At 62.5% G+C, this 21,990-nt stretch carries 24 protein-coding genes and 2 pseudogenes; 17 read left to right on the top strand and 9 right to left on the bottom strand.

Features of this window, described 5'->3' with window-relative positions:
* From NKH13_RS10670 to NKH13_RS10655, 4 genes and pseudogenes are all read right to left on the bottom strand, one after another.
* A pseudogene (locus NKH13_RS10670) lies at positions 1-296 on the bottom strand (hypothetical protein); the annotation flags it as partial.
* Between the two features lie 245 nt (positions 297-541).
* Positions 542-1,024 carry a transcription elongation factor GreA gene (gene greA, locus NKH13_RS10665; RefSeq protein ID WP_352912453.1) on the bottom strand — a complete coding sequence of 161 codons (483 nt, stop codon included), beginning with the start codon at positions 1,022-1,024 and terminating at the stop codon, positions 542-544.
* A 161-nt stretch (positions 1,025-1,185) separates the two neighbouring features.
* A complete protein-coding gene (locus tag NKH13_RS10660; protein ID WP_352468309.1) occupies positions 1,186-1,551 on the bottom strand; it encodes a VOC family protein in 366 nt (121 codons plus the stop codon).
* Positions 1,552-1,888: 337 nt separating this feature from the next.
* On the bottom strand, positions 1,889-2,152 hold the full coding sequence (locus tag NKH13_RS10655; RefSeq protein WP_023716902.1) for a DUF1344 domain-containing protein: 264 nt from the start codon (positions 2,150-2,152) through the stop codon (positions 1,889-1,891).
* A gap of 274 nt (positions 2,153-2,426) precedes the next feature.
* Here NKH13_RS10655 and aroC point away from each other — a divergent pair, with 274 nt between their 5' ends.
* Both aroC and ribB read left to right on the top strand, forming a co-directional pair.
* Entirely contained in the window at positions 2,427-3,527 is a 1,101-nt protein-coding gene (aroC, locus tag NKH13_RS10650) for a chorismate synthase (protein WP_352716415.1), read from the top strand.
* A gap of 115 nt (positions 3,528-3,642) precedes the next feature.
* Positions 3,643-4,743: a 3,4-dihydroxy-2-butanone-4-phosphate synthase gene (gene ribB, locus NKH13_RS10645; protein WP_023716904.1), complete on the top strand. Its 1,101-nt coding sequence runs from the start codon at positions 3,643-3,645 to the stop codon at positions 4,741-4,743.
* A 58-nt stretch (positions 4,744-4,801) separates the two neighbouring features.
* Here ribB and NKH13_RS10640 read toward each other — a convergent pair whose 3' ends face one another.
* The gene (locus NKH13_RS10640) at positions 4,802-6,025 is read right to left on the bottom strand and encodes an MFS transporter (protein ID WP_352716417.1); all 1,224 of its coding nucleotides are present in this window, start codon (positions 6,023-6,025) and stop codon (positions 4,802-4,804) included.
* A gap of 118 nt (positions 6,026-6,143) precedes the next feature.
* On the opposite strand from NKH13_RS10640, the gene NKH13_RS10635 reads away from it, so the two are divergent.
* The 7 genes from NKH13_RS10635 (at position 6,144) to NKH13_RS10605 (ending at position 11,912) form a co-directional block, all read left to right on the top strand.
* A complete protein-coding gene (locus NKH13_RS10635) occupies positions 6,144-6,797 on the top strand; it encodes a TetR/AcrR family transcriptional regulator (protein WP_352716419.1) in 654 nt (217 codons plus the stop codon).
* Between the two features lie 133 nt (positions 6,798-6,930).
* On the top strand, positions 6,931-7,857 hold the full coding sequence (locus tag NKH13_RS10630) for a histone deacetylase family protein (RefSeq protein ID WP_352912452.1): 927 nt from the start codon (positions 6,931-6,933) through the stop codon (positions 7,855-7,857).
* A gap of 3 nt (positions 7,858-7,860) precedes the next feature.
* Positions 7,861-8,112, top strand: a complete 252-nt coding sequence (locus NKH13_RS10625; RefSeq protein WP_352912451.1) for an exodeoxyribonuclease VII small subunit — start codon at positions 7,861-7,863, stop codon at positions 8,110-8,112.
* Positions 8,113-8,218: 106 nt separating this feature from the next.
* Positions 8,219-8,485 carry a DUF2277 domain-containing protein gene (locus NKH13_RS10620; protein ID WP_352716423.1) on the top strand — a complete coding sequence of 89 codons (267 nt, stop codon included), beginning with the start codon at positions 8,219-8,221 and terminating at the stop codon, positions 8,483-8,485.
* Between the two features lie 9 nt (positions 8,486-8,494).
* Complete coding sequence (locus NKH13_RS10615) at positions 8,495-9,415, top strand: pirin family protein (protein WP_352716424.1); 921 nt, start codon at positions 8,495-8,497, stop codon at positions 9,413-9,415.
* An 81-nt stretch (positions 9,416-9,496) separates the two neighbouring features.
* The gene (gene dxs / locus NKH13_RS10610) at positions 9,497-11,410 is read left to right on the top strand and encodes a 1-deoxy-D-xylulose-5-phosphate synthase (protein WP_352516531.1); all 1,914 of its coding nucleotides are present in this window, start codon (positions 9,497-9,499) and stop codon (positions 11,408-11,410) included.
* Positions 11,411-11,717: 307 nt separating this feature from the next.
* A complete protein-coding gene (locus NKH13_RS10605) occupies positions 11,718-11,912 on the top strand; it encodes a hypothetical protein (protein WP_352912450.1) in 195 nt (64 codons plus the stop codon).
* Positions 11,913-11,944: 32 nt separating this feature from the next.
* Here NKH13_RS10605 and NKH13_RS10600 read toward each other — a convergent pair whose 3' ends face one another.
* Complete coding sequence (locus tag NKH13_RS10600) at positions 11,945-12,346, bottom strand: GFA family protein (protein WP_352716427.1); 402 nt, start codon at positions 12,344-12,346, stop codon at positions 11,945-11,947.
* Positions 12,347-12,521: 175 nt separating this feature from the next.
* Here NKH13_RS10600 and NKH13_RS10595 point away from each other — a divergent pair, with 175 nt between their 5' ends.
* The 4 genes and pseudogenes from NKH13_RS10595 to NKH13_RS10580 all read left to right on the top strand — a co-directional run bounded on the left by NKH13_RS10595 (position 12,522) and on the right by NKH13_RS10580 (position 15,483).
* A complete protein-coding gene (locus tag NKH13_RS10595) occupies positions 12,522-13,301 on the top strand; it encodes a TlyA family RNA methyltransferase (RefSeq protein ID WP_352716428.1) in 780 nt (259 codons plus the stop codon).
* Entirely contained in the window at positions 13,298-14,539 is a 1,242-nt protein-coding gene (locus NKH13_RS10590; RefSeq protein WP_352912449.1) for a class I SAM-dependent RNA methyltransferase, read from the top strand. Before NKH13_RS10595 ends, NKH13_RS10590 begins: the two co-directional genes overlap by 4 nt.
* Before the next feature lie 80 nt (positions 14,540-14,619).
* A pseudogene (locus NKH13_RS10585) lies at positions 14,620-14,990 on the top strand (antitoxin Xre/MbcA/ParS toxin-binding domain-containing protein).
* The gene (locus NKH13_RS10580; protein WP_502908386.1) at positions 14,956-15,483 is read left to right on the top strand and encodes an RES family NAD+ phosphorylase; all 528 of its coding nucleotides are present in this window, start codon (positions 14,956-14,958) and stop codon (positions 15,481-15,483) included. Before NKH13_RS10585 ends, NKH13_RS10580 begins: the two are co-directional and overlap by 35 nt.
* Here the strand turns inward: NKH13_RS10580 and NKH13_RS10575 are convergent.
* From NKH13_RS10575 to NKH13_RS10565, 3 genes are all read right to left on the bottom strand, one after another.
* Positions 15,472-15,744, bottom strand: a complete 273-nt coding sequence (locus NKH13_RS10575) for an AbrB/MazE/SpoVT family DNA-binding domain-containing protein (RefSeq protein WP_352716433.1) — start codon at positions 15,742-15,744, stop codon at positions 15,472-15,474. The genes NKH13_RS10580 and NKH13_RS10575 overlap by 12 nt on opposite strands.
* Before the next feature lie 52 nt (positions 15,745-15,796).
* Positions 15,797-17,209: a metalloprotease TldD gene (gene tldD, locus NKH13_RS10570; RefSeq protein WP_352912448.1), complete on the bottom strand. Its 1,413-nt coding sequence runs from the start codon at positions 17,207-17,209 to the stop codon at positions 15,797-15,799.
* A 128-nt stretch (positions 17,210-17,337) separates the two neighbouring features.
* The gene (locus NKH13_RS10565) at positions 17,338-17,862 is read right to left on the bottom strand and encodes an invasion associated locus B family protein (protein ID WP_352716436.1); all 525 of its coding nucleotides are present in this window, start codon (positions 17,860-17,862) and stop codon (positions 17,338-17,340) included.
* 371 nt (positions 17,863-18,233) lie between these two features.
* Here NKH13_RS10565 and coxB point away from each other — a divergent pair, with 371 nt between their 5' ends.
* The 4 genes from coxB to NKH13_RS10545 all read left to right on the top strand — a co-directional run bounded on the left by coxB (position 18,234) and on the right by NKH13_RS10545 (position 21,987).
* Positions 18,234-19,112 carry a cytochrome c oxidase subunit II gene (gene coxB / locus NKH13_RS10560; RefSeq protein WP_352716437.1) on the top strand — a complete coding sequence of 293 codons (879 nt, stop codon included), beginning with the start codon at positions 18,234-18,236 and terminating at the stop codon, positions 19,110-19,112.
* 38 nt (positions 19,113-19,150) lie between these two features.
* On the top strand, positions 19,151-20,803 hold the full coding sequence (ctaD, locus tag NKH13_RS10555) for a cytochrome c oxidase subunit I (protein ID WP_292657466.1): 1,653 nt from the start codon (positions 19,151-19,153) through the stop codon (positions 20,801-20,803).
* A 75-nt stretch (positions 20,804-20,878) separates the two neighbouring features.
* The gene (locus tag NKH13_RS10550; protein ID WP_352716439.1) at positions 20,879-21,823 is read left to right on the top strand and encodes a heme o synthase; all 945 of its coding nucleotides are present in this window, start codon (positions 20,879-20,881) and stop codon (positions 21,821-21,823) included.
* 2 nt (positions 21,824-21,825) lie between these two features.
* Entirely contained in the window at positions 21,826-21,987 is a 162-nt protein-coding gene (locus NKH13_RS10545) for a cytochrome c oxidase system small membrane protein (protein ID WP_198023516.1), read from the top strand.
* The last annotated feature ends 3 nt before the right edge of the window (positions 21,988-21,990 follow it).

Raw genomic sequence — 21,990 nt, 5'->3', positions numbered from 1 at the left:
GCTGCGAATCCGTCATCGCTCTTCGCCGCCAGCGCTGATCCCGCCGATATGAACAGACCAGCCAAAAACAGTCCCTTTGCGATCGCCGACCCGATCGAATTCATGATTGCCCCCAATGAATAATTTTTATTGCCTGTCGTTTGTAAGTTAGCCGACCTTACGAGCATGCTCAATCGGTTATGACTGGCTGTTGTCAGAACGGTCGATATCCGGGAGGCGGACTCACAGTCGCCGTCACGCACCCCTTCGTCGATCAATTTAAGTGCCAACGCGACGGCAGTCGGGTGCGCTGTCATTATGCTATCCGTCGAGCGCGACTGAAACCCGACAGTAAGCAATCGGCCCATTACTCGCCCCTGAGTTGCCGCTATTAAGCGCAGAATGGGTGGCTCGCGGCAAGCTCGCAACCTCCATGTTACGGCGACGGGTGTAACTCGCGCGCGTCACCTGACGGTGTACCAAACGTGACGGTGGCGGTTGACCGTGACGAAGTCACAGAACATGCCTGCAATTCGGTCGTGCGTCGTAGCCCGATGCCCAACTAAGAAATGGACAGGATCTCGAGTTCGCGCTGCCCTAGCTGGACAACGTCGCCAACGGTTTTGCCAATCAATGCGATGGCAACCGATGAACCATGCGATATGGAAGCTTGAGACGGGTTGGCCTCATCCTCACCGACGATGCGGAAGGTCTGAGTGCGGCCATCATCACGCTCGAAGGTAACGGTGTGGCCGAAGGCGATCACTTCATTAGACGTCGGCACCGACATAAGCTGAGCCGTACGGACGCGTTCGGCATAATAGCGCATATCTCGAACCGGAACCGCCGACTGCCATCGCCTCTCGTTGACATCTTCCAGCGCGTTAGCGGCCTCGAGGGCCTGCTGAGCGCGAGCCAATTCATCCTGCAGCATCTTGAGGCCCGCGTCCGTGACGAGGTTGATCCGACCGGAGATAGGGCGAGCCGGCAGGATGGTTTCCGATGCTGTCTCGGCGCTTTCCTCCTTGGCAAATGCTACGCTCAATTGGTCGGGACTCCGTGTCGAACACCGTCGCCGGGGTGGATTCCGGCTCGTCCGCTTTTGATCAAAGACGGCAGAAATCTGTCGTCGGTGGCGGAACGCGACATGACCATGAGCAGACGCATCAAAACCAACCGCCCGCCGTCACCAGCTCTACGTCAGGCTCAGTCCTTTTTGAACTCGAATAGCTCGATGACGTTGCCCGATGGATCTTCGAGCAAGATGGCGCGACCGGCACCGCCGTCGCTGATTTCGCCGCGGAATCTTGCATCAGCCCGGCGCAACCGCTCAATAAGGACATCGACCTCGTTCGTAACGATCATAAATCGGTTCCACCCGCCTGGCTTCGGATCGCCGCCCGCCTGACCACCGCTCCCCGCACCTGGGGCGCTGAGATACAGCGTCAGGTCGTCGCGCAGCAGCGCAGCGAACTTGCCCGGATTGTGCATGTCGATCTTGAAATCGAGATTGTCTCGATAGAACGCGACCGCCTCGTCGACGTCCGCGACGATGTATCGGACGGATGCCATTCAACCTTCTCCTCTGTCTTGTAGCTACAACAGTCAACTCGCGCAAAGGTTTCCCTGTCGGTGGAGCCGAGCGCAGAAGCGGGCTGTCTGGATGTCAGCCGAAGTAGTCGGATGAGGGTTTTTGGACATAGGTCGTATTTCGGCGGTGTGTATGACACTCTATACGACCCACATTGGGTCGGCAGCGTAATGGCTGCTTCTGACAAGCCAGTACCAAAAGCAGACCGTCAACTTCCGGCCCATTTCAGCCGTTCAGTGACAAGCATTCCCATGCCGTTCAGGGCGCTGTGTGCTCGTTTCCACCCGCCGGCTTCGGGATGGATCGGCCGGAAAGACTCTATTCGGTCGATCCGGTGTCCGGCAGTTCCATGTCGGTGACGACGTTCTCGCCATTCGTCACGTCATAGGCGAGGACGATGTCCATGCCCGGCTTCAGCGCATCGAGATCGGTTTCGGCGTTCAGCTTGTAGGACTTGCCGTCGTCCAGCGTCAGCGTCAGCGCATCCTTGTCGACCTTCTTGATCAGGCCTTCGGTCTGGCCGGCGAAGGCGGCGGTGGAAATCAACAGCGTGGCGGCAACAGCGCCAATCAGGATACGCATCATCGTCCTCTTTAATCATTGCCGGTACAGCGGCTCGTCCAACGGAACGGAACTGAGCAGAAACCAATCGAATGTGTCAAAACTAAATCCGCCGGATCACAGTTTGACCACTGTGGAAAACGCCAATAGAAGGCAGGCGACAGCGCCGCGCGTCCTCCTGGACGCGCAAAGGACGCTGTAGCACTTTTGATTTTGTGCATGATCGTTTCCGAAAATCGCTCCGATTTTCGAGGTCATGCGCTAGGCCGGCTCCGCCGCCGGCAGGGCTGGTTCCATGTCGCACAATACGTTCGGCCATCTTTTCCGCGTCACCACCTGGGGCGAAAGCCACGGGCCGGCGCTGGGCTGCGTCGTCGACGGCTGTCCGCCAGGCATCCGCTTCACTCGCGACGAGATCCAGGCCGAGCTGGACAAGCGCCGCCCCGGCCAGTCACGTTTTGTGACGCAGCGTCGCGAACCGGATGAGGTCAAGGTCCTGTCCGGCTTCATTCTCGATGAGGACGGCGAGACGATGATCACCACCGGCACGCCGGTGTCGATGCTGATCGAGAATGTCGACCAGCGCTCCAAGGACTATGGCGACATCGCCCGCCAGTTCCGGCCGGGCCATGCCGATTACACTTACGAGGTCAAATACGGCCTGCGCGATTACCGCGGCGGCGGTCGCTCCTCGGCGCGTGAGACTGCGGCGCGGGTGGCGGCCGGGGCGCTTGCCCGCAAGGTTGTGCCAGGCATGGTGGTGCGCGGCGCGCTGGTGTCGATGGGCGAAAAATCGATCGATCGCGCCAACTGGAACTGGAATTTTGTCGGCGACGCCGAAAACCCGTTCTTCACTCCCGATCCGGCGTCGGTCGCCGTTTTCACCAAATATCTGGACGGCATCCGCAAGGCGGGCTCCTCGGTCGGTGCGGTCATCGAGATCGTCGCCGACGGCGTGCCGGCGGGGCTTGGCGCGCCGATCTATGCCAAGCTCGACCAGGACATCGCCGCCGGCCTGATGTCGATCAACGCCGTCAAGGGCGTCGAGATCGGCAACGGTTTCGAGGCCGCCCGCATCACCGGCGAGGAGAATGCCGATGAGATGCGCATGGGCAATGACGGCAAGCCGGTCTTCCTGTCCAACAATGCCGGCGGCATCCTCGGCGGCATCTCGACCGGCCAGGCGATCGTCGCGCGCTTCGCCGTGAAGCCGACCTCGTCGATCCTGACGCCGCGAAAGTCGATCGACAAGGACGGCAACGATGTCGAGATCATGACCAAGGGCCGGCACGATCCATGCGTCGGCATCCGCGCCGTGCCGATCGGCGAGGCGATGGTTGCCTGCGCCATTGCGGATCATTATCTGCGGCATCGGGGACAGACGGGAAGGGAGTAGGGGAGTAGGGCAGTAGGGCAGTATGTTGGTGCACGCCAAGCAGCCAATTTTTTTCCTTTCCCCTACTGCCGTACTGCCCTATTCCCCTACTCCCCTGCGAGTGAAACGAGCGCTTATGCCTTACGACCAGAAGAAGATCGTTGAAGCCCTGCGCGCCTTCGAGCGCGGCGAGATCGTCGTCGTCATGGACGATGACGGGCGCGAGAACGAGGGTGACCTGATCGTCGCCGCCGTCCATTGCACGCCGGAAAAGATGGCGTTCATCGTGCGCAACACGTCAGGCATCGTCTGCACGCCGATGCCGCGCGAGGAAGCCAAGCGGCTCAACCTGTCGCCGATGGTGGCCGACAATGATTCTGCGCACACCACTGCCTTCACCGTCAGCGTCGACTTCAAGCACGGCACCACGACCGGCATTTCGGCGGACGACCGCACGCTGACGGTGCGCAATCTCGCCAATGGCAATGTCGGCGCGTCCGATTTCGTGCGCCCCGGTCACATCTTTCCGCTGATCGCGCGCGAAGGCGGCGTGCTGATGCGTTCGGGCCATACCGAAGCCGCGGTCGACCTCTGCAAGCTCGCCGGCCTGCCGCCGGTCGGCGTCATTTCCGAGCTGGTCAATGATGACGGCACTGTCATGCGCGGGCCGCAGGTGCAGGCCTTCGCCGAAAAGCACGGGTTGAAGCAGATCTCGGTTGCTGACCTCATCGCCTACCGGCAACGCAAGGAAACGCTGGTCGAACGCGTCGCCTGTTCCGACATCGAGACGCCCGGCGGCAAGGCGCAGGTCTTCACCTACACGCTGCCCTGGGATTCCATGCATCACGTGGCGGTCGTCTTCGGCGATATCCGCGACGGCGTCGAGGTGCCGGTACGCCTTCATTCCGAAGACGTGGTCAGCGACGTCTTCGGCACCAGCCACCGCCTGGACGCCATCATGAAAGCGATGGGCGAGCGCAAGCGCGGCGTCATTGTCTATCTGCGCGAAGGCTCTGTTGGTGTCGCCCATCAGGAGCGCAAGCGGCCGGCTGCCGGCGACCGCGAGGATCATGAAGAGGCGCGCCGGCGCGAGAACGAATGGCGCGAGATCGGCCTCGGCGCGCAAATTCTCAAGGACCTCGGCATTTCCTCGATCAATCTGATCGCCTCGCGCGAGCGCCATTATGTCGGCCTCGAAGGCTTCGGCATCCATATCGCCAAGACCGAGATTCTGTAGGCCGTTCTCACGATGCTGGTATGCGTCCGGCCCTGCTCGGGGCCGGACGCACCGGAAACTATTCCGCAGCGACCGCGGCTGCGTCGCATGCAGCCATGTCGCAGTTCGGCGCGGCAAGGCTGCGCTGGCCGGCGAGCACGATGACCAGCGCGATTGTGCCCGATGCCACCGATACCCAGAACCCGTTCTGCGCGCCGAAAGCGTCCACCATCCAGCCGGCGGCGAACGAGCCGAGCGCCATGCCGATGCCGATGCCGGTCATCACCCAGGTCACGCCTTCGGTCAGCACCGCCTCGGGCACGCGCCGTTCGATCAGGCCGAATGCCGTGATGAAGGTCGGCGAGATCGCCACGCCGCTGACGAAGACGGCCAGTGCCAGCAGCGGCACGGTGTCGGCGACGAGCAGCGGCAGCGTGGTAAGCGCAATGATAGCGATTGCGATGGCAAGCTGAATTTGCAGCGGCATTTTCAGGTTCAGGGCGCCGATGATGATGCCGACGACGAACGATCCGAGCGCGTAGACGCCGATGACGAAGCTGGCGGCGCCCGGCTGGCCAAGCTCCTTGGTGATCGCCACCGTGCTCACCTCGGTGGTGGCGAAGGTCGCGCCGATGAAGATCAGGGCCAAGGTGAGGATCTGGACCGGCCGCAGGCGGATTGCCGAGCCGCCCGAACCGTGTTCCACCGGTCGGGCTCGCGGTTCGGTCGAGCGCTGCAGGATGAAGGCCGTCGAACCGAAGGCGAGGAACAATGTGCTCGCGAGCACTCCCGCCTCCGGGAAAAGCGCGACACTCAGTCCGACCGACAGCGATGCGCCGGCGATGTAGACCAGTTCGTCCGCCGCCGACTCGAAGGCGAACGCCGTGTTCAGTTCGGGGCGGTTGCGAAAAATCTCCGTCCAGCGTGCGCGCACCATTGCCGGGATGCTGGGCATGACGGCGGCGAGCAGCGCCGAGACGAATAGCGTCCATATCGGCCAATGCTGATTGGCCGCCGCAATCAGGATCGCGAAAGCGAGCGTGGAAATCACGGTAGTCGGCACCACAATCCGCGTCTGGCCGAGGCGATCCACCAGCCGCGATACCTGTGGGGCGACGAAAGCGTTGGCCAGCGCATATGTCGCGGAGACGGCGCCGGCCAGCCAGTACTCGCCATCGGTCTGTGACAGCATGGCGACGATCCCGATAGGAGCCATGGCCATCGGCAGCCGGGCAACGAAGCCGGCTGCGGCGAAGCCTTTGGCGCCAGGAGCGCGAAAGATCTGGGAATAGGGATTTTGCATGGTCTGGCTCCTCGACAACGGATAGTCCGACGATTACATACGTAGCGTATGAGTTTAAATAGATCATACGTCTCGTATGTCAATTGGCATACGAGACGTATGTTAATAGGGCCAGACCATGCACAGACCACGCAAGGAGATGATTGCCGAAACCCGCGCCAAGCTGATCGGGGCGGCGCGCCAGGCCTTCGGCACGCTCGGCTATGCCGAAGCGTCGATGGATGATTTCACGGCATCGGCCGGGCTGACGCGCGGTGCGCTCTATCATCACTTCGGCGACAAGAAGGGCCTTCTCCAGGCGGTCATCGCCGAGATCGACGCCGAAATGTCGGCCCGGCTGAAGGTCGTTTCGGCCAAGCCGGACAATCTCTGGCAGGGCTTTGTCGACGAATGCACCGCCTATATCGAGATGGCGCTGGAGCCGGAGATCCAGCGTATCGTGCTTCGCGACGGGCCGGCGGTGCTCGGCGATCCATCGCAATGGCCAAGCCAGAGCGCATGCATCCGTTCGATGACGGAGAGCCTGCAAAGGCTGAGCGACGACGGAACCATTCTCGCCGTCGATTCCGAAGCCGCGGCAAGGCTGGTCAGCGGCGCCTCGCTGCATGCGGCGCAGTGGATCGCAAATTCGAACGATCCCGAAGCGACATCGAAGAAGGCAGTGAAGGCGTTCAAGGTTCTTCTGGAAGGGCTGCTCAATCGCACCGGCAGGCTGCATCAGCCTGATCGACCGTCGGCAATGCAGCCCGAAGTTGCCCGATCACCGGCCTGAGGTCATTCTTTTCGCCAATGTCAGACGGCTCGCGCTGGATCCAGCCGAGGCCGGCCGCGTAAACCCTGTTGAACATCGCGTCACCAGTGCGCGAAAACATGGCCAAAGCGGTGAGGCGCGCCTATATCGGGGCATGGCTACGAGACTTTACACCCATCCGATTTTCCTCGAGCACATAACACCGCCCGGTCACCCGGAGCGGCCGGACCGTCTGCGCGCCATTGAGCGTGTGCTTGACGATGAGGCTTTCGTGACGCTCGATCGCGTCCAGGCGCCGGAAGGCGACGAGGCAACCATCCTCTACGCGCATCCGCCCGAATTCGTCGACCGGGTCCGCGCAGCGATACCGGACACCGGCATCGCCCGTATCGACGCCGATACCACCGCCAGCCCAAAGAGCTGGCAGGCTGCCGTGACTGCGATCGGGGCTGCCAACGCCGCTGTCGACGACGTCTTCACCGGCCGTGCCGACAACGTCTTCGTCGCCGCGCGGCCGCCCGGCCATCATGCCGAAAAGACCACCTCCATGGGTTTTTGCCTGTTCAACACCGCGGCAATCGCGGCACGCTACGCCCAGAAGAACCATGGCGTCGACCGCGTCGCCGTCGTCGACTGGGATGTGCATCACGGCAACGGCACCCAGGACATCTTCTGGGGCGATCCGTCGGTGCTCTATTGCTCGACACACCAGATGCCGCTTTACCCCGGAACCGGGGCCGTGAGCGAAACCGGCGCCGGCAACATCGTCAACGCGCCGCTGGCGCCGCAGAGCGGCAGCGATGCGTTCCGCGACGCCTTTCTGTCACGCATCCTGCCGGCGCTCGACAATTTTGCGCCCGACCTCATCATCATCTCCGCCGGTTTCGACGCCCACCACCGCGATCCGCTGGCCGAGATCAACCTGACCGAGGATGATTTCGACTGGGCAACCGGCCAGTTGCTCGAACGCGCCGGACGCCATAGCGGCAACCGGCTCGTCAGTCTGCTCGAGGGCGGCTACGATCTGCAGGGATTGGCATTTTCAGTCGCCGCCCATGTCGGGCGGCTGATGAAGGGATAGATGATGCCTGGTGAGACCAACGAGGACGTCAAGGCGATGAGCTTCGAGCAGGCGCTCGAGGCGCTGGAGAGGATCGTCGACGATCTGGAGCGCGGCGACGTGCCGCTCGACCAGTCGATCCGCATTTATGAGCGCGGCGAGGCGCTGAAGGCGCATTGCGACCGGCTGCTGAAAGCGGCCGAGGACAAGGTCGAGAAAATCAGGCTGTCGCGCGACGGCAAGCCGGTGGGGACAGAGCCGCTGGATGCGGATTGAGGCGCGGCCTCGAACAACAATTGTGCTTTCCGGCTTTGGACATCATGATTGAGGATAAAACTCATCCCGTTTGAAACGGCTCCAGGACGAGAGGAGATTGCGAACGATGTGCAGAAACATCAAAACCCTGTTCAATTTCGATCCGCCGGCAACCAATGACGAGGTTCGCGATGCCGCACTTCAGTTTGTCCGCAAGCTGAGCGGAGCGACGCGGCCGTCGAAACAGAACCAGCATGCGTTCGACCATGCCGTCGAGGCCATTGCCGCATCGGCGCGCGAATTGCTCGATAGCCTTGAGACGACGCAGCATCCGCGCAATCGCGAAGAGGTGGCGGCCAAGGCGAAGGCCAAATCTGCACTTCGCTTCGCCTGAGGGGACCGCGTGAGCTTCTTTCCCGGAAACGACCCGCAGTTGGGCGATGCCTTCGCCAGCGATCAGATCGAGTTGATGGTCATTCCGAACGCCAAGGATATTGGCGGATTTCAGGTTCGCCGCGCCTTGCCGACGGCCAGGCGCCGGCTGGTCGGACCCTTCATCTTCTTCGACCGCATGGGTCCGGCCGTTCTGCGGGCCGGCCAGGCGCTCGACGTGCGCCCGCATCCGCATATCGGCCTGTCGACGGTGACCTACCTGTTCGACGGCAAGATCAGGCACCGCGATTCGCTCGGCACCGAGATGGTGATCCAGCCCGGCGACGTGAATTTGATGACCGCCGGCCGCGGCATCGTCCATTCGGAGCGCACGCCGGAAGAATTGCGCGGCGCGCCAATGTCGGTTTCCGGCCTGCAGACATGGTTGGCGCTGCCGGACGGCAAGGAAGAGGTCGCGCCGGTCTTCGAAAACACCGCGGCCCCGCGCCTGCCCGAGATCGATGCAGAGGGTGTCAGCGGGCGTATCGTCATCGGTGCGTTTTCCGGGCTGCGCTCCCCGGTCGCCACCGCTTCGGACACGCTTTATGTCGATCTCAGGCTGGCGCCGGGTGCCAGCGTGAAAATCCCAGCCGAAGCCGAGGAGCGCGCCATCTATACGCTGGAAGGCGCGGTTTCGATATCCGGTGACAGCTTTCCGGCCGAGCGGCTGCTGGTTTTCCGGCCCGGCGATGAGATCGTTGTCTCATCGGAGGGCGGCGCCCATTTCATGCTGTTTGGCGGCGCTTCGCTCGGTTCGAAACGTTATATCTGGTGGAATTTCGTATCGTCCTCAAAGGAACGCATCGAGCAGGCGAAAGAAGAATGGAAGACGGGCCGCTTCGATATCGTTCCCGGAGACGAGCAAGAGTTCATCCCGCTGCCCGAAAGCTGATGCGCGTTACCGCCACATTTACATTCGCCGGCCAGCGGCATATTTCACGATGAACAGAAAATCTGACCAGGCTCGCAAACAGTGAACGCAAAGCCCGATACGCCGCTTCTCGACAAGGTCCGCGTCCCAGCCGATTTACGCACGCTTGCCGAAGGCGACCTGCCGCAGCTGGCGTCCGAGCTTCGCGCCGAGCTGATCGACGTCGTTTCCCATACCGGCGGGCATCTCGGCGCCGGCCTTGGCGTCGTCGAACTGACCGTCGCGCTGCACTACGTCTTCAACACGCCGGACGACCGGCTGATCTGGGACGTCGGCCACCAGGCCTATCCGCACAAGATCCTGACCGGCCGCCGCGACCGCATCCGCACGCTGCGGCAGGAGGGCGGGCTGTCCGGTTTCACCCGTCGCGTCGAGAGCGAATACGATCCGTTCGGCGCAGCCCACTCCTCGACCTCGATTTCAGCCGGCCTCGGCATGGCGATGGCGCGCGATCTGTCCGATGGCCGCAACAATGTCATTGCCGTCATCGGCGACGGCGCCATGTCGGCCGGCATGGCCTATGAGGCGATGAACAATGCCGGCGCACTCGATGCCCGGCTGATCGTCATCTTGAACGACAACGATATGTCGATCGCTCCGCCGACCGGCGCGATGAGCGCCTATCTGGCCCGTCTGGCGTCGGGCAAGACCTATCTGGGCTTGCGCGATTTCGGCAAGAAGCTGACGTCCTATCTCGGCGAGCGCGCCGATCGCGCCATCAAGCGCGCGGTCGAGCACGCACGCGGCTACGTCACTGGCGGCACGCTGTTCGAGGAAATGGGTTTCTACCACATCGGCCCGATCGACGGTCACAACCTCGAGCACCTGATCCCGGTGCTGAAGAACGTCCGCGACAATGCCGACGGCCCGGTGCTGATCCATGTCGTGACCCAGAAGGGCAAGGGCTATGCCCCGGCCGAGGCGGCCGCCGACAAATATCACGGCGTCAACAAATTCGACGTCATCACCGGCGCCCAGGCCAAGGCGCCCGCCAATGCGCCGAGCTACACCAAGGTGTTTGCCGAAAGCCTGATCCAGGAGGCCCGAGAGGACGACCGCATCGTCGCCATCACCGCCGCCATGCCGAACGGCACCGGGCTTGACCTGTTCGGCGAAGCGTTTCCGGCGAGGACCTTCGATGTCGGCATTGCCGAGCAGCATGCGGTGACCTTCGCCGCCGGCCTTGCCACGGAAGGCTTCAAGCCTTTCGCGGCGATCTACTCGACCTTCCTGCAGCGCGCCTACGACCAGGTCGTTCACGACGTGGCGATCCAGAAATTGCCGGTGCGCTTTCCGATCGATCGCGCCGGCTTCGTCGGCGCCGATGGCGCCACGCATTGCGGCGCCTTCGACACTACCTTCCTGGCGACGCTGCCCGGTTTCGTCGTCATGGCCGCGGCCGATGAGGCCGAACTGCGCCACATGGTACGCACCGCTGCAAGCTACGATGACGGCCCGATCGCCTTCCGCTATCCGCGCGGCAATGGCGTTGGTGTCGAGATGCCGCAACGCGGCTCGGTGTTGGAGATCGGCAAGGGCCGGATCGTCAGGGAGGGCACCAAGGTTGCGCTGCTTTCCTTCGGCACCAGGCTGCAGGATTGCCTGGCCGCGGCCGAGGAGCTTGGCGCGGCCGGGCTTTCGACCACGGTGGCCGATGCCCGTTTTGCCAAGCCGCTCGACGAGGATCTGATCCGGCGGCTGGCCCGTTCGCACGAGATACTGGTGACGGTGGAAGAGGGCGCTGTCGGCGGCTTCGCCAGCCATGTGCTGCAGTTCTTGGCTCACGAAGGGCTGCTGGAGAGCGGCCTGAAGGTGCGCCCGCTGGTGCTGCCCGACGCTTTCGTCGACCATGCCAAGCCGGAAAAGATGTATGCCGATGCCGGGCTGGACAGCGCCGGCATCGTGCGCACCGTGTTCGTGGCACTGGGGCATACCGCGCAGGCCCAGCGCGCCTAGCTTTTAGACGCATTTCCCGCGACGCCAAAGCGATCAACTTGGCTGCAAGATGCTAGTCTGAATCAAATTCTCAACTGCTTGAATCAAATTGCCGGTGAACAGTCGTAACATGCTGTTTACGCTTCCGTTTGGCGATTTGCTTACCGTGTCCTTTGGCCATTTTTCAACGCCGCCCTGCTAGCAGGCAACCAGGCAGGGGAAAGAAGACCAATGAGATCGCTTTTGGGGCGGCATCGCGCTAACGGCCATCTTCGCCGAGTCGACCGCGGCCGAAACGCGCTACGACCGCAATCTCGAAAACGCGGTGATGGGCGTCGTCGCCGGCAAGATCGGCGAAATCCGTGCCGGCTTTACCGACAAACAGGCGCCGCAATTCGTCGTGCGCGATACCTTGCCGAAGGCGCCCATTTCCGTTGACCGGCCGCGCCCGCAGGTGTCCGGCGACAGCAACGAAGGTCTGACGCCGGCCGTCGAACGGCGGGCTTCGCGGACCATCTTCTAAAGGATGATCCCGATAAGGCTCTAGAAACTAGACTAGAACCACATATCCCGCACACAGCGACCATCTCTCGGCAAATCCTCGAATGTATCGAGACCATCGAAATGGTCGATCGGGAGATCGGCGACGGCCTCGGGCGGCGCAAGCCTCACATTGACGGCGATGCGGTAGCGCCCAGCCGCATCGGGATGCAAACCGCGCCAGGCCAGGACGCAAGCGCACGTTGGACAGAAGAGAATCTCAAGCGAAGGATGAGCCTTTCCGGCGCGCCGATAGGCGCTTACGGGCCCGGCAAGGCGGATGCGTTCGTCGACATAGTCGTAAGCCCAGAGCGTGCCGTAGCGACGGCAAAGTGTGCAATTGCAGGCAGTGATCGAACCTGGATCGCCCTCCAGGGTCCAGTGGGCTGCGCCGCAGTGGCAGGTTCCCGTCAGCATGTTCCTCCTCCGCGTTTCGACGGCAAAACGGCATCGCTTTCTTAGCATTGCGTCGGGCCTGGCGCGAGGTTCGACAAACAGCGCAGCGGCTGATGAGTTCACCCGCTTTTCCAACTATGCCTTGTCTCATCGCCAATATCCTTGCCATCATCGTTGGCATTCGCCATGAAGGCCGATGACTTCCCTTCCGCCAGCCAGCATACGCCAGCGGCTCGACGAATTGCTCGTCCAGCGCGGCCTGTTTGCCAGCCGCTCGCGTGCCCGTGACGCGGTCGAGCGCGGCACCGTGACGGTCGATGGCATCGTCGCCCGCAAGCCGGGCCAGGCCGTTCTGCCTGAGTGCAACATCGTCGTTGACGATCCGGCGCAAGGTTACGTCTCGCGCGCCGCACTGAAGCTGAAGGCTGGTCTCGACCATTTCGGCCTCGACCCCACCGGTAGCGAAGCCCTCGATGTCGGTGCCTCGACCGGCGGCTTCACGCAAGTGCTGCTCGAACGCGGCGTGGCGCATGTCACGGCGATCGATGTCGGGCACGGCCAGATGCACTCCGACATTGCCGGCGATCCGCGCGTGACGGTAATTGAAGGCCTGAATGCGCGCGAACTGTCGGCCGCCGATCTCGGCGGCCGTGTGCCGGATTTCATCGTCTCGGATGTCAGCTTCATCTCGCTGAAACTGGCGCTGCCACCGGCGCTTGCTTTGGCCAGGAACGGCGCAAAAGCCGTGTTTCTGGTCAAGCCGCAATTCGAGGCCGGCCGCGAGGCAATCGGCAAGGGCGGCCTGCTGAATGACCCCTATGATGCGGCGCGTATTGCCGGCCTGATGCAGGACTGGCTCGACACCATTCCCGGCTGGCGCTCGCTTGGGCTGCATCTGTCGCCGATAGAGGGCGGCGACGGCAACCGCGAGTTCCTGCTCGGCGGCATCAAGGACGTCGAGACCCAGAAGCGATGAGCACCCGTTTCACGATCGCAAGATTGGGCTCGCAGGGCGACGGCATCGCCGAGACGGAAACCGGCGAGGTTTTCATTCCATTCGCGCTGCCGGGAGAGGTCGTCACCGCCGCGCGGGAGAAAGATCGCGCCACCTTGATGTCGGTGCTTGAGGCTTCGCCGCTGCGGGTCGATCCGCCGTGCCGGCATTTCGGCGCGTGCGGCGGCTGCGCCGTCCAGCATCTCGAGACTGAAGCCTATCACCGGTGGAAGCATGAAAAAGTCGTACACGCACTGAAGCGCAAGGGCATCGCTTGCGATGTCGGCGCGCTGGTGCCGTGCGCGCCGCACACGCGCCGCCGCGTCGTCTTCACCGCCCGGCGGAGCGAGGCGGGAATGCAGTTCGGCTTCGTCCGCGCGCTGTCATCCGAGATCATCTCGATCGAGGAATGCCCGATCTCGCTGCCGCAGATCGTCGCTGCGCTCGACCGTTTGAGGATGCTTGCTGGGCTGATCTGCACCACGACCAAATCGTTCCACATGGCGGTGACGGTGACCGGTTCCGGCCTCGATGTCGCGGTTCACGATTCCGGCAAGCTCGGCGAGAACCAGCGCCGCGTCGCCTCCAACTTCGTCATCGCCGAGGGGCTAGCCAGGCTGTCGGTCGACGGCGAGATCATTATCGAACCAAAGAAACCGGTCATCCTGTTTGGTGGCGTCGCCGTCGCAGTGCCTCCGGGCGCTTTCCTGCAGGCGACCGAGGCTGCCGAACAAGCGATGGCCAACATTGTCGGCCAGCATCTCGCTCGTGCCAAAAAGGTCGCCGATCTCTTCGCCGGCTGCGGCAGCTTCGCGCTGCGCCTGGCCGCAAAATCGGAGGTTCATGCGGTGGAAGGCGATGCGGCAGCACTCTCGGCGCTTGACCGGGCCTTCCGTTTCGCCAGCGGCCTGAAGCGGGTGACCGGCGAACGTCGCGACCTGTTCCGGCGGCCGCTCACATTCAAGGAGTTGAATGCCTTTGACGGCGTTGTCTTCGACCCGCCTCGCGCCGGCGCCGAGGACCAGTCGAAGCAGATCGCGCGCTCCGACGTGCCGCTCGTCGCCGCAGTGTCCTGCAATCCGGTAACGCTGGCGCGGGATCTTCGCATCCTCCTCGATGGCGGCTACGCCCTGAAAGGCGTTACGCCGATCGACCAGTTCCTGTGGTCGCCGCATGTCGAGGCCGTGGCGCTGTTGGAGAAGCCGAGACGAAGGCGATAGCAGCATTTATGGGGCGCGAAAATGCGCACCAACAAAGCGCATTTGAACGTGCGTTGTTCAAAATGTGCTAGGAAATTGCAATGAGCACCAAAGCCTTTGAGATTTCGGCATCGCGCTTCGGCGAGGAGCGGGCGCCGTTTCTCTCGCCAAGGCGGGTCGCTGAACTGCTGGGGATCAATATGACAGAACTGGCGGGGCTACGGGTCTCGCGCGCAACACGCTTGCCGCCAAGTCCTGCGCGCGCAAGGTCGACGCCGCATTGAGTCCCATCGTCCGTATCCTGGTGATGGCCGGCGAGATGGCCGGTGATGAACATCGTGCGGCCATCTGGTTCAAGCATCAGCCGATCCCCGGTTGGGCCGGAAAGACCGCCTAGGATCTCGTTCGCGAAGGCAAGACGGACAAGGTGCTTGCCTATCTGGAGGCAGTCCGCTCCGGCATCTATGCCTGAACCCAGGCTGATCCTATGGTGCGCTTTTGTGCCGCGCTGGGCCCATCTGCCGCTTTCCGGTGAGGGCGCGGCCCGCTTCGGCGGCCGCTGGAATCCGATTGGCACGCCGGCGATCTACGCCGCCCGGGAACTGTCCACGGCTTGGGCTGAGTACAATCAGGGTTTTGTCCAGCACCCGGCGCTGATTGCACAATTGAAACTGTCAGGCGCCCGGCTGGCCGACCTGACAGGCGCCGATACGCTGTCGAAGCTCGGTGTAACGGCGGACATTCACCGATGCGAATGGCGTGACATCGTGGATAGAGGTTTTGTGCCCGAGACGCACCAGCTGAGAAACCGCTTGCTTGCCGACGGGCTGCACGGCGTGATCTACCCGTCCTTCATGTCGCCCGGCGGCACATGCGTCGCGCTGTGGAACGAAAACGATGCTCCGGGTCTCGAAATCATCGATCCCGACCATCGCCTGCCGAAAACACCGGCTTCATGGTTTTAGGGCAGTTCGAGCTGCGGCGAGCACACCCGCCTCCATCTCTTCCAACGTCTTCGGCCTGCCTTTGTGGGGCAGGGATCCAAACACGTCCTCGGGCCGTGTCTCGGCGAAGACCCGCGCTGGTTTCAGCAGCACGCCCTCCGGAGTATCTTCGACCAGCAGACATGTGCCGGTGGCCCATTGCTTCTGCTCTCGGATCGCGCTGGGCAGCACGATGCTTCCGTCTGCCGAGACTGTGGTCGTGAGCCCTTTCATGGTAGGCATCGCGGCGCATCCTTTTAGCGAACGCAAGACATAAACCAGGTGACAGCCGCCATCAAACCCTGGTGCCGCCGACCGTCATCTGGTTCATCCTGAGATGCGGCTGGCCGACACCGACCGGCACACCCTGTCCGGCCTTGCCGCACATGCCGATGCCGGTGTCGAGCTTCATGTCGTTGCCGATCATCGAAACGCGATGCATGGCATCCGGCCCGTTGCCGATCAGCATGGCGCCCTTGATCGGTTGCGTCACTTTGCCGTTCTCGATCATGTAGGCTTCGGTGCAGCCGAACACGAACTTGCCCGAAGTGATGTCGACCTGGCCGCCACCGAACGACACGGCATAGATGCCGTTCTTGACGGAGGCGATGATCTCGTCCGGCTCCATGTCGCCTGCTGTCATGTAGGTGTTGGTCATGCGCGGCATAGGCTCGTGCGCGTAACCTTGGCGTCGCCCGTTGCCGGTGGCTTTCATGCCCATTAGCCGGGCGTTCTGGCGGTCCTGCATGTAGCCGACCAGCTTGCCATCGTTGATCAGAACGTTATGGGCCGAAGGCGTGCCCTCATCGTCGACAGTCAGCGAACCTCGCCGCTCGGGCATGCTGCCGTCATCAACGACGGTGACGCCTTTCGCCGCCACCTGCTGGCCAAGCAGGCCGGCAAAGGCCGACGTCTTCTTGCGGTTGAAATCGCCTTCCAGGCCGTGGCCGACCGCCTCGTGCAACATGACGCCCGGCCAGCCGCTCGACAGCACGATGTCGAAAGTGCCGGCAGGCGCTGGAACCGCTTCGAGATTGACCAGCGCTTGCCGCAATGCCTCCTTGGCAGCGTGCCGCCAGCTGTCCTCGACCAGGAATTCGCCAAAATCCTTGCGGCCTCCCATGCCGTAGGAGCCGCTCTCCTGGCGGTCGCCGTCGCCGACCACCACCGACACGTTGATCCTGACCAGCGGACGGATGTCGCGCACCATCTGGCCGTCGGCGCGCACGATCTCGATATGCTGCCAGGAGGCGGCGAGCGACGCCGTCACCTGCCTGACGCGCGGATCCTCGGACCGCAGCCATGCATCGATTTCCTGGAGCAGCTTGGCCTTGGTCTCGAAGGAAGGCGAGGGGATAGGGTTTCCGTCGCCGTAGAGATGGCGGTTGGTGCGGGCAGGCGCTGCTGCAAGCGTGCCGGAATAGCCGCTTTTCACCGTCGAAACGGCGTCGGCTGCGCGCAGCAGCGAGGCTTCGGAGAGATCGCTGGAATGGGCGTAGCCGCTGGCTTCGCCGGCGACGGCACGCAGGCCGAAACCCTGGTCGGTGTTGAAATTCGCGGTCTTCAGCTTGCCATTGTCGAACATCAGCGATTCGCTCTCGCTGTATTCGAGAAACAGTTCACCGTCGTCGGCGCCGTTAATAGTCTCGGCAACGATCTGCTTGATGCGATCGTCGGAAATGTCGAATTGGCCGATCAGGCTGTTCATGGCAGATCCATTCGCAGGAGGATTGTTTCCCACGATGTAGGCGCGAAGGCCCCCACAGACAATCTGAAATGAGATTTTGCCGTGACCGCGGCCGGTCAACATCACTGGATCGTGCTACAACACCGCGTTCAGGGCAGGGCGGCGAAGCCGTCGGCGAAACCCTTGAGGTCGACGGGAATGCCGATGCCCTCTTCCGGTGTCTGGAAGACGATGAAGGTGGCGGACGTACCGGTCTTCAGCGTGTCGAGCAGCGGCTTTTCCAGGATGACCTCGGCATAGCAGCCGTCCTGGAAGCAGCGCACGAAGTAGGCGCGGCCGATATCCTTGCCGTCGACATTGAGGCCGAGGCCGTTGGGCAACAGCACACCGAGCGGCGCCAGCACACGAAGGATTTCGGCCTTGTTGTCGGCTGTGCGCAGCACGACGACGGAAAGACCCATTTCCGGGCGGTCCTCGGCGACGACGTTCTGCATCATCACGCATTGTTCGGACGTAGCACCGGCCGGCGTATCGCAGATGATCGACCACGCCCCATGCGTCGACTTCACCGTGCCGCTTGGCTGCGCGGCATTGGCCAGGCCGCCGCCGGACAAGGCTATTGCGGCGGCAACAAGGATGACCTTCGCCAAGGTTCTCGAAAGCCAAGGGTTCATGACGGCTCCATTGCGAATCACGGCACTTTAAGCCGCACTAAACCCAAGTAAAGGACGAGACCCCGGCGATCTGCCCCGACATAGGCGACAATGCGCTTTTCAGTGCGAATTTCGCCCTAATTGCGACTGTTCCGCGCGCCGCGCGGCTCATTCTACCCGGACGCCGCTTCGGTGATTCGCGGCGAGCCGTCACCGCAGGATGCCAGCGCCACGCTTGCGCGCAAAAATGCCGCACGGGTTCCGGCGCTCCTTTCTTGCGGAGGCAAATAGAGTATGGTTTGAACCAGCCTTGAATTGTCCGGGATTCCCGTCCCGGCATTGTTCGACATTCTTGCGGTCCGATCGCGAGGAACTGGGAGATGACGAGGGCGATGAGAAAATTCCTGGCAACCGCCAAAATCGTAGCTAGTGCCGCCGCCACGTTGTTTGCCGCTGCATCCGCTCATGCAGCCCAGCCCCAACCTTGGGAAACCAGTTTTCAGCCTCCGGCGACCGACATTATGAGGCAGATCGAGTGGTTCGGGAACTACTCGTTCGCGTTCATCATTGTGATCACCGCCTTGGTGCTTTTCCTGATCGCCTACTGCATTTTGCGGTTCCGGGCGAGCGTCAACCCGACCCCGTCGCGCACCAGCCACAACACGCTGATCGAGGTCATCTGGACTGTCGGTCCCGTCGTCATCCTGCTCTGTCTCGCCATTCCCTCGTTCCAGCTGCTGACCGCGCAATACACGCCGCCGGAAGAAGCCAAGCTGACCGTCAAGGCGACGGGCAATCAGTGGAACTGGGATTACGAATATCAGGTCGACAACACGCTTTCCTTCAATTCCGCGATCCTTCAGGATGCCGACAGGGCTGCTGCCGGCAAGGAAGATCGCGCCGCTTATCCGCGCCTGCTCGCCGTCGACAATGAGATGGTGGTGCCGGTCAACACCATGACCCGCGTACTGGTGACGGCGACCGACGTCATTCACGCCTTTGCCATGCCTTCCTTCGGCATCAAGACCGACGCGGTGCCGGGCCGCATCAACGAGGTGTGGTTCAAGGCCGACAAGGAAGGCCTCTATTACGGCCAGTGCTCGGAACTCTGCGGCAAGGACCACGCCTTCATGCCGATCGCCATTCGCGTCGTCTCCGATGCGCGATACAAGACCTGGCTGGCGGCAGCCAAGACCGACCTTCCCGGCGCCAACAAGGCGCTGATGGCCGAGGTCGATGGCACGAACAAGGTAGCGGCCGCCGGCAACTGATGCCGCGACCAGAAAAGATTCAGGGAACGGAGCCGACCATGGCAGACGCTGCAGCTCACGACGACCACGACCACAAGCCGTATCATGGCTGGGTCCGGTGGGTGTATTCGACCAACCACAAGGACATCGGTACGCTTTATCTGATCTTCGCGATCATGGCGGGCTGCATCGGTGGCGCCTTGTCGGTCGTCATGCGCATGGAATTGCAGGAGCCGGGCATCCAGATATTCACTGGCTTGGCGCAGATGGTCTACGGCATGAACGGTGACGCCGCCATCGACGGCGGCAAGAGCATGTACAATGCTTTCACCACCGCGCATGCGCTGATCATGATCTTCTTCATGGTAATGCCGGCGCTGATCGGCGGCTTTGCCAACTGGATGGTGCCGATCATGATCGGCGCGCCGGATATGGCGTTCCCGCGCATGAACAACGTGTCGTTCTGGCTGCTGCCGCCGGCTTTCATCCTGCTGATTTTCTCGGCCTTCGTCCCGAGCGCGCCCGGCGCCTACGGCGTCGGCGGCGGCTGGACGCTTTATCCGCCGCTGTCGACATCGGGCCAGCCCGGACCGGCCATGGACCTGGCGATCCTTTCAATCCACATCGCCGGCGCCTCCTCGATTCTTGGCGCCATCAACTTCATCACCACCATCTTCAACATGCGCGCGCCCGGCATGACCATGCACAAGATGCCGCTGTTCGCTTGGTCGGTGTTGATCACCGCCTTCCTGCTGCTTCTGTCGCTTCCGGTGTTGGCCGGCGGCATCACCATGCTTTTGACCGACCGCAATTTCGGCACCACGTTCTTCGCCCCGGACGGCGGCGGCGATCCGATCCTGTTCCAGCACCTGTTCTGGTTCTTCGGCCATCCGGAGGTCTACATTCTGATCCTGCCGGGTTTCGGGATCATTAGCCACATCATCTCGACCTTTTCGAGGAAGCCGGTGTTCGGCTATCTCGGCATGGCCTATGCGATGGTTGCCATCGGCGCGGTGGGCTTCATCGTCTGGGCCCACCACATGTACACGACGGGCCTGTCGCTCGACACCCAGCGCTATTTCGTCTTTGCCACCATGGTCATCGCGGTGCCGACGGGCGTGAAGATCTTCTCGTGGATCGCCACTATGTGGGGCGGGTCGATTTCGCTCAAGACCCCGATGCTGTGGGCGATCGGCTTCATCTTCCTGTTCACTGTTGGCGGCGTCACCGGCGTGCAGCTGGCCAATGCCGGCCTCGACCGCCCGCTGCACGACACCTACTTCGTGGTCGCGCACTTCCACTACGTGCTGTCGCTGGGCGCGGTCTTCGCGATCTTCGCCGGCTGGTACTACTGGTTCCCGAAAATGACCGGCTACATGTACTCACCCGTGATCGCGAACACCCACTTCTGGGTCACTTTCGTCGGCGTCAACCTGGTCTTTTTCCCGCAGCACTTCCTCGGCCTTTCCGGTATGCCGCGTCGCTATATCGACTATCCCGATGCCTTCGCCGGCTGGAATATGGTGTCGTCCTACGGCTCGTACATCTCGGCTGTCGGCGTCGTCATCTTCCTGTTCGGCGTCTTCGAGGCGTTCCAGAAGAAGCGGGTCGCCGGCGCCAATCCTTGGGGCGAGGGTGCGACCACGCTGGAATGGCAGCTGCCTTCGCCGCCGCCGTTCCACCAGTGGGAACAGTTGCCGAAGATCAAGTAGGCGGTTGCCTCCTTAATACGGAACCGCCGGCCGACAGGCGGTTTTGGCCAACGGAATGATGGACTTTAAGTACGCATGGCCCTTGCCGAAGACAGACTGATTGACGAGCCGGGCTTCCGCATGTCGGAAGCGACGGCGGGCGATTTCTTCGCCCTGCTGAAGCCGCGCGTCATGTCGCTGGTGGTGTTCACCGCGTTTGTCGGCATGGTCGCCGCCCCGGTGACCATCAATCCGCTGCTGGCGGTGATCGCGATCCTGGCTATTGCCATTGGTGCTGGCGCGTCCGGTGCGCTCAACATGTGGTACGACGCAGACATCGATGCGGTGATGACGCGCACCGCCGGCCGTCCCGTGCCGGCCGGCCGCATCCGGCCAGGCGAGGCATTGAGTTTCGGGTTGGTGCTGTCGGTTTTATCGGTGATGACGCTCGGCGTGCTGGTCAACTGGTTGGCCGCATCGCTGCTGGCCTTCACCATCTTTTTCTATGCCGTCATCTATACGATGTGGCTGAAGCGCTGGACGCCGCAGAACATCGTCATCGGCGGTGCTGCCGGTGCCGTTCCGCCGGTCATCGGCTGGGTGGCGGTAACCGGATCGGTCAGCCTCGAAAGCTTGGTGCTGTTCCTGATCATTTTCCTGTGGACGCCGCCGCATTTCTGGGCGCTCGCGCTCTTCAAGTCGGAGGACTATGCGAAGGCAGGCATTCCGATGATGCCGAATGTCGCCGGCCAGGCCTCGACCAGGCGCCAGATCTTTGGCTATGCGCTGGTCCTCGCGCCGGTTGGCGTGCTGCCCTGGGTTCTCGGCTTCACCACGCCGGCCTATGGCGTCGTTGCATTGCTGCTCGGCGGCGGCTTCGTCTGGTATGCGTGGAAGGTGCTGCAAATGGCCGATGACGACCGGGCGATGAAGCCGGCCAAGGCCTTGTTTGGCTATTCGCTGCTCTATCTCTTCGCCATCTTTGCCGCCTACCTTGGCGATTGCGTCGTCGCGCGCGCGCTGACCATCGGTGGAGCGTGAGCATGGCCGAAAAAAAGCTTGAACTGGTCACGCTGACCGAACGTCAGCAGAAGGCCCGCCGCAATCGCTCGGCCGCAATCGGTTTCGCGCTGGCGGCGCTGGTCGTCATATTCTACGTCGCGACCATCGTGAAATTTGGTCACAGTTTCCCCGGCTCGATGTGAGCT

Source organism: Mesorhizobium sp. M1348 (genome assembly GCF_040317925.1).
Classification (GTDB): Bacteria; Pseudomonadota; Alphaproteobacteria; order Rhizobiales; family Rhizobiaceae; genus Mesorhizobium.
The sequence above is the reverse complement of the archived record's forward strand: the minus strand, read 5'-3'. Positions and strand labels throughout refer to the sequence as shown.